At 71.5% G+C, this 7,741-nt stretch carries 5 protein-coding genes; 4 read left to right on the plus strand and 1 reads right to left on the minus strand.

The genetic code is table 11. The annotated features are described in order from the left end of the window. Nucleotides 1-2,373, minus strand: a 2,373-nt coding sequence (locus E7Z54_RS07990; protein ID WP_136432637.1) for a DNA gyrase/topoisomerase IV subunit A, incomplete at its 3' end; no start/stop codon positions are given. Nucleotides 2,374-2,462: 89 nt separating this feature from the next. Between E7Z54_RS07990 and E7Z54_RS07995 the strand changes: the two genes are divergently transcribed. The 4 genes from E7Z54_RS07995 to E7Z54_RS08010 all read left to right on the plus strand — a co-directional run bounded on the left by E7Z54_RS07995 (nucleotide 2,463) and on the right by E7Z54_RS08010 (nucleotide 7,580). Then, complete coding sequence (locus E7Z54_RS07995; protein ID WP_240769579.1) at nucleotides 2,463-5,186, plus strand: bifunctional GNAT family N-acetyltransferase/acetate--CoA ligase family protein; 2,724 nt, start codon at nucleotides 2,463-2,465, stop codon at nucleotides 5,184-5,186. A gap of 31 nt (nucleotides 5,187-5,217) precedes the next feature. Next, entirely contained in the window at nucleotides 5,218-5,811 is a 594-nt protein-coding gene (locus E7Z54_RS08000) for a DUF5998 family protein (protein ID WP_136432638.1), read from the plus strand. A 5-nt stretch (nucleotides 5,812-5,816) separates the two neighbouring features. Next, entirely contained in the window at nucleotides 5,817-6,953 is a 1,137-nt protein-coding gene (locus E7Z54_RS08005; RefSeq protein WP_136432640.1) for an alkaline phosphatase family protein, read from the plus strand. Between the two features lie 93 nt (nucleotides 6,954-7,046). Further along, complete coding sequence (locus E7Z54_RS08010) at nucleotides 7,047-7,580, plus strand: SigE family RNA polymerase sigma factor (protein ID WP_136432642.1); 534 nt, start codon at nucleotides 7,047-7,049, stop codon at nucleotides 7,578-7,580. Nucleotides 7,581-7,741 lie beyond the last annotated feature (161 nt).

Below are 7,741 nucleotides of genomic sequence, written 5' to 3' on the forward strand. Positions count from 1 at the left end.
CAGGTCGACGGGCGCGCCGCTCGCCGCGGCACCCCGGGCCGGCGCAGGGCCGGCCCAGGCGAACACCAGGGTGTCCTCGCCCTTGAGGAACCGGTGGCACCGCACGCCGCCCGTAGCACGACCCTTGGCGGGATACTCGGCGAAGTCGGTGACCTTCACCGCGCCGGGTTCGGTGCCGGGCAGGGCGGTGGCGGACCCCGACGCCGTCACGAGGACGGCGGGCGCTTCCGGGTCGAGCGCGCCGAACCACACCACCCGCTCGCCCGAGGTGAGCCGGATGCCGGCGATGCCGCCTCCGGACCGCCCCTGGGGACGCACGCCGTCGGCGGAGAAGTGGAGCAGCTGCGCGTCGGAGGTGACGAAGCACAGCTCCTCGCTGCCGCTGTCCAGCTCGACGGCGCCGACCACCTCGTCGCCGTCGCCGAGCCGGATCACCTCCCACTCGTCCTTGCCGAGGACCTCGGGGTTGGCCCGCTTGACCACCCCCTGCCTGGTGCCGAGCGCCAGGCCGGGGCCTTCGGTCGCCAGCGAGCAGAGGGCGAGCGCCCGCTCGTCCGCGCCGAGGCTGAGCACCTCGGTCAACGGTAGGCCTCCCTGCAGGTTCGGCTCGTTGGCCGATGGCGGGATCGCGGGCAGGTCGAGGACGTTGAGCCGCAGCAGCCGACCGGCCGAGGTCAGCACGCCGACGTCGGCCCGTGCGGTCGTACGGACCGCGGAGACCACGACGTCGTGGTTGGCGCGCCCGCCTCCCGTTCCGATCTCCTCGGCACCGGACGTGCGGGCCAGCAGGCCCGACGACGACAGCAGCGCGAAGCAGGGGTCGTCCGGGATCTCGAGCGGAGTGGCGGCCGCGGCCACGGCCGTCGTCCCGGCCGACTCGAGGAGGACGGTGCGTCGCGGTGTGCCGTAGGCCTTGGCCACGTCGGCGAGCTCGGAGGCGACGACCTTCCGCAGGAGGGCGTCGTCGGCGAGGATCGCGTCCAGCTCCTCGATCTCCTTGCGAAGCTGCTCCTGCTCCTTCTCCAGCTCGATCCGGGAGAACCGGGTGAGCCGGCGCAGCTGCATCTCCAGGATGTAGTCGGTCTGCGCGGTCGACAGGTCGAAGACCGACATCAGTCGCTCCTTCGCCGCCGCCGAGTCGTCGCTGGTGCGGATGACCTGGATCACCTCGTCGATGTCGAGCAGGGCGATCAGCAGACCGTCGACGAGGTGGAGGCGATCGGCCTTCTTGGTGCGGCGGAACTGGGAGCGACGGCGGACGACGTCGAACCGGTGGTGCAGGAAGACCTCGAGCATCTCCTTGAGCCCCAGGGTCCGCGGCTGCCCGTCGACGAGGGCGACGTTGTTGATGCCGAAGGAGTCCTCCATCGGCGTCTGCTTGTACAGCTGCTCGAGGATCGCCTCCGGCACGAAGCCGTTCTTGATCTCGATCACCATCCGCATCCCGTGCTCGCGGTCGGTGAGGTCCTTGATGTCGGCGATGCCCTGGAGCTTCTTGCCCTGGACGAGGACCTTGATCCGCTCGATGATCTTCTCCGGGCCGACGCCGTAGGGCAGCTCGGTCACGACGATGCCCTTGCGGCGCCCGATCGTCTCGATCCGAGCGGTCGCCCGCATCTTGAAGGTGCCGCGGCCGGTCTCGTAGGCGTCGCGGATCCCGTCGAGACCGACGATCTTGCCGCCCGTCGGCAGGTCCGGGCCCGGGATGAACCGCATCAGGCCGTCGACGTCGGTGTTGGGATGGCTGATCAGGTGCCGCAACGCCTGCACGACCTCGATCAGGTTGTGCGGCGCCATGTTCGTGGCCATGCCGACCGCGATGCCCGTCGTGCCGTTGACGATCAGGTTCGGGATCGCGGCGGGGAGGACCGACGGCTCGTACTCGCGGCTGTCGTAGTTCGGCTTGAAGTCGACGGTCTCCTCGTCGATCGACTCCGTCATCGCCACGCCGGTCGGTGCCATCCGGGCCTCGGTGTAGCGCATCGCTGCGGGCGGGTCCTCGCCGCCGGGCGACCCGAAGTTGCCATGGCCGTCGATGAACGGCAGTCGCATCGCCCAGGGCTGCGCCTGCCGGACCAGCGCGTCGTAGATCGCACCGTCGCCGTGCGGGTGCAGCCGACCCATGACCTCACCGACGATGCGCGCGCACTTGGTGTGCCCGCGGTCGGGCCGGAGGCCCATCTCGTTCATCGTGTAGAGGATCCGGCGCTGGACCGGCTTGAGGCCGTCGCGGGCGTCCGGCAGCGCCCGGGAGTAGATGACCGAGTAGGCGTACTCCAGGAAGGAGGCCCGCATCTCGTCGCCGACGTCGATGTCGAGGATGTGCTCCTCGAAGTCCTCCGGGAGGGGTTCGGGCTTTGTGCGGCGTGCCATGCCGCCATTCTCCCTGCCGCCGCCGACCGTCGGTGCCCGGGCACGCCGCTGAGGAGCGGATCTATGCCTACGCCCGATAGATTTCTCCTGTGAGCCCCGTCGACCCGACTCCCACGGACGAGATCGGGGCTCCGCCTGCGCACTGGGAGGGCGACGTCCTGCTCCGGGACGGACGGACCGCGCACATCCGGCCGATCCACCCGGACGACGAGCAGCTCCTGGTCGAGTTCTACTCACGGGTCTCCGACCAGTCGAAGTACTACCGCTTCTTCTCGCCGATGCCGACGCTCTCCGAGCGTGACGTGCGCCGGTTCACCCATGTCGACCACCGCGACCGGGTGGCCCTGGTGATGATCCTCCAGGGGCGGATGATCGCCGTCGGCCGGTACGACGTCATCGAGGCCAGCGAGGCGGAGGTCGCCTTCCTCGTCGAGGACGAGCACCAGGGTCGCGGGATCGCTCAGCTGCTGCTCGAGCACCTCGCCGAGGCCGCCCGGGAGCACGGGGTCGAGCGGTTCACCGCCGAGGTGCTGCCGGACAACCACCGGATGATCCAGACGTTCCGGGACGCCGGCTACCACGTCGCGAGCGGCTACCACGACGGCGTGATCACGCTGGAGTTCCCGATCGACCCGACCGACACCGCCATCGGGGTCATGCGGGATCGCGAGCACGCCGCGGAGGCCGCCTCCATCCAGCGCTTCTTCAACCCGCGCTCGGTCGCGATCATCGGCGCGAGCCGGCGGCAGGACACCATCGGCCAGGTGCTGGTGCGCAACCTGGTGACCGGCGGCTTCACCGGCCGGGTCTACGTCGTGAACCCCAGCGCGAGCGCGGTGTCGGGGATGCCCGCCTACAAGAACGTCAACGACATCCCCGACGACGTCGAGGTGGCGATCGTGGCGGTGCCGGCGGACGCGGTGACCGACGTCGTGCTCGACTGCGCCAACAAGGGCGTGCACGGGCTGATCGTGATCTCCTCGGGCTTCGCGGAGACGGGCGAGGAGGGCCGCCGGCGCCAACGTCACCTCGCCGGGCTGTCACGCTCGTACGGCCTACGCCTGATCGGGCCGAACTGCCTGGGCATCATCAACACCGACCCGACGGTGCAGATCAACGCCTCGCTGTCGTCGGTGATGCCGGCCCGCGGTCGCGCCGGGTTCTTCTGCCAGTCGGGCGCGCTCGGCTCGGCGATCCTGGAGAAGGTCAAGAACCGCGGCCTGGGCATCTCGACCTTCGTCAGCGCCGGCAACCGCGCGGACGTCTCGGGCAACGACCTCCTGCAGTACTGGGAGGAGGACGACTCCACCGAGGTCGTCATGATGTACCTCGAGTCGATCGGAAACCCGCGCAAGTTCTCGCGGATCGCCCGCCGCGTCTCGCAGCGCAAGCCGATCGTCGCCGTCCGCTCGGGTCGTACGACGCAGGGCGTGCCGATGGGTCACACCGTGCGCCGCATCGGCGCGCCCCGGGCCGCCGTCGACGCCATGTTCCGCCAGGCCGGGGTGATCCAGGTCGACACCCTCGACGACATGTTCGACGTCGCACAGCTGCTCGCGCACCAGCCGTTGCCGCGCGGCCGCCGGGTCGCGATCGTCGGCAACTCCGACGCCCTCGGCCTGCTCGCCGCCGATGCCGCGTCCGGTGTCGGGCTGGTCGTCAACAAGTCCGTGGCCCTGGGTGCCGACGCGACCGCCGAGGACTTCGAGGACGCCCTGGACGGCGCCATCGACGATCCCGACGTCGACTCCGTGATCGCCGTCTACATCCCGCCGCTCGACGTGTCGGGCGAGGAGGTCGCCAACGTGCTGGCGGCCGTGGGGGAGCAGTCGGACAAGCCGCTGGTCTCCTCCTTCCTCGGTGCCGAGGGCATCCCGGAGCTGCTGCGCGTCCCCGATGTGGCGGGGTCCTCCGCCGGCCGCGGCTCGGTGCCGTCGTACCCGGCCGTGGAGGCGGCGGTCCGGGCGCTCGCGCGGGTCGTGGAGTACGCCGTGTGGCTGCACGCGCCCGACGGCATGCCGGCGGAGGCCGGTGACGTCGACACTCCGGCGGCCAAGCAGCTGGTCGACCGGATCGTCACCGACCCCGAGGTCATGGCGAGCGACCGAGAGGTCGAGCTCTCCCTCGACCAGCTCACCGCGCTGCTCGGCTGCTACGGGATCGAGCTGTGCCCGACGATCCCGGTCCGGTCCCTCGAGGAGGCGCAGGCGGCCGCCGACCAGCTCGGGGGCGAGGTGGCCCTCAAGTCGACGCTCGAGTCGATGCGGGAGCGGCCCGACCAGGCCCACGTCTGGCGCCACATCTCCGGCTCGAGGGACATGGCCGAGGCGTGGGAGACGCTGACGCGCACCATCGACCCGGTCGCCGGCAGGTTCGTGGTGCAGCGCAACGCCCCGCCGGGCGTGCCGATCGCCGTGCGGTCGTTCGAGGACCCGCTGTTCGGCCCCGTCGTGTCGTTCGGGATCTCGGGGCCGGTGATCGAGCTGCTCGGTGACTGGTCCTACCGGATCCCGCCGCTGGGGCAGCACGACGTCACCGCGATGGTGCGCGAGGTGAAGAGCTCGCCCCTGCTCTTCGGCTACCGCGGCGCCGAGGCGGTCGACGTGACCGCGATCGAGGACCTGATCACCAGGGTCGCCGAGCTGCAGAACGACCTGCCGCAGATCAGCTCGCTCGAGCTGTCGCTGGTGCTCGCGGGCGTGGACGGGGCACGGGTGCTGACCGCGTCGGCCCGGGTGGCCCCGGTCAGGGACCCGCGGCCGGACTCGGGGGTGCGGCGGATGCCGGACCTGGTCACCACGATCCCCGACTAGTCACCTCGCCGCAGCATGGGAGGATGCCTCCATGCCGAACGCACGTGCTCGCGCCACCGACGACCGGGATCGGATCGTTGAGCTGAACGCCGCGATCGACCGCACCGGCTACTACCCCGAGGTGGTCGCCGACGCGGTGGCCGGTGCCCTGGGTGGGGAGCCGGTGGTGTCGTTCTACGTGCACCACGAGCCGACCTTCGAGCGGGACGAGGTCCGCCGGCACCAGACGGTGGTGGTGCTCACGCCGACCCGCCTGATCCTGGCCCACACCGACGAGCACGCCGGCGACGACCTGCTCCCCGAGCCCTACACCTCCACCTCCACCGAGGCGGTCAGCCTCCGCGCGGTCGCCTCCGTGGTCGTCACCCGGATGACGACCAACCCGACCGCCGGGCCGACGCCGCCGGCCGAGGCGGTCCTGACCATCGGCTGGGGCGCGGTGAGCCGGATGGAGCTGGAGCCGGCGGGGTGCAACGACCCGCAGTGCGACGCCGACCACGGCTACACCGGCACCCTCTCCTCCGACGACTTCTCCCTGCGCGTCTCGGCCGCGGCCGACGGCACGGACGCGGTCGGCGGACTGCTGTCGTTCGCCGCCTCGCTCTCCGCCCTGACCCGGGGCTGATCCGCGTGGTCGACCCGGGCGAGTTCTGCGAGCCCGCGTACGGCGTGCGCTCGCTCGGCGACGTCGTGCCAGCGGTGGCGCAGGCGCTCGGCAGCCCGCTCGGCCCTGCGCCCTCGGGGCTGTCGCTGCCCGAGGCAGCCTCCTACGTGGTGTTCCTGATCGACGGGCTCGGCGCGCGACTGCTGGAGAGGCACGCCGAGGCGGCGCCGTACCTCTCCTCGCTGCTGGCCGTCTCCGAGCACGCCACCGCGGGGGTGCCGTCGACCACCACGACCTCGCTGACCTCGCTCGGGACCGGGCTGACGCCCGGGGCGCACGGGCTGGTCGGGTTCACGACCCGGATCCCGGGCACCAACGAGCTGCTCAACGCACTGATGTGGGACGGCGAGGTCGACCCGCGGGAGTGGCAGCCGCACCAGACCGCGTTCGGATCGCTGCAGAACGCAGGGGTCCGGGTGACCGTGGTGAACAAGCGGGAGTTCAACGGCAGCGGGCTGACGGTGGCGGCGCACCGGGGAGCCGACTACGTCGGCGTCGACCGGGTGGGGGAGCGGATCGCCGCAGTGGTGTCCGCCTCGACAGCGTCGCAGCGTGAGCCGGCCCTGACCTACGTCTACGACGGCGACCTCGACTGGACCGGCCATCGCTGGGGCGTGGCCTCGAGCCAATGGCTGCAGCAGCTGGCGATGATCGACCACGAGGCGGAGCAGCTGCGCGAGGCGCTGCCCCGCGACCGGCGGATGCTCGTCATCGCCGACCACGGGATGGTCGACGTGCCCGCCGAGTCGCGCATCGACCTCTCCAACGACGAGGACCTGAGGTCCGGGGTCGCCCTGATCGGCGGCGAGGCACGCTTCCGGCATCTCTACTGCCGCGGCGGTGCCGTCGACGACGTCGTCTCCTGCTGGACCGACCGGCTCGGCGACCGTGCCGAGATCCTCACCCGCGGTGACGCGATCGCGCGCGGGTGGTTCGGGGCCGTCGACCCGACGGTGCTGCCGCGCATCGGCGACGTGGTCGTCGCCTGCCGCGGGGACTTCGCGGTGCTGTCGACCGACGGCTTCCCCTACGAGGCGCACCTGATCGGCATGCACGGGTCGCTGACGCCGGACGAGATGCTGATCCCGGTCCTGCTCGACTGATCGCCTCCGCCGCCGACCGAACCTTCTCCCGGCTCGCGTCGTCTGGGAGGTTGACCGGGGCCGACCACGTGCCCCCTGAGTCCCGGAGGGACCATGGCAGCTCGTGACCGCGCCGCGTTCGCGGAGTTCGTCGCCGCCCGCTCGTCCTCGCTGCACCGCGCCGCCTACCTCATGGTCGGCGACGTCGGTCTGGCGCAGGACCTGGTGCAGGAGGCGCTCACCAAGACGTACGTCGCCTGGCCGAGGCTGCGCGATCCGGCCAACGCCGACGCCTACACCCGGAAGGCGATCATGACGACGGCGATCACCTGGTTCCGGAAGAAGAGCTGGAACAGCGAGCGCGCCGCCGCGGTGGTCCCGGACGGCATCAGCGAGGGGCACGCGGACCGTGTCGTCGTACGGACGTCGCTGATGGAGGCACTCGCGCAACTGCCGCCCCGGCAGCGGGCCGTGATCGTGCTGCGCTACTACGAGGACCTCACCGAGGCCCAGATCGCCGGCGTCCTCGGCTGCGCGGCGGGCACCGTCAAGAGCCAGGCCTCCGCCGCGCTCACCAAGCTCCGCGACCTGCTGGGCGACGCGCTCGACCTCTCCGACCTCACCACCTCCGAAGGGGTGCCCGCATGACCGAGAAGCTGAAGGTCCTGATGGACCGCGCCCTAGACGTGAACTTCGCGGCCGTTGATCTCGACGCGATCACCACCGCCGGCGACCGCGCCGTACGCCGCCGCCGGCTCGCCGTCGGGGGCGCCGGCCTCGCGACGGCAGTCGTGGTGGCCGGCACGGCG

The sequence above is a fragment of the Nocardioides sp. genome, from assembly GCF_004803405.1.
GTDB lineage: Bacteria > Actinomycetota > Actinomycetes > Propionibacteriales > Nocardioidaceae > Nocardioides > Nocardioides vastitatis.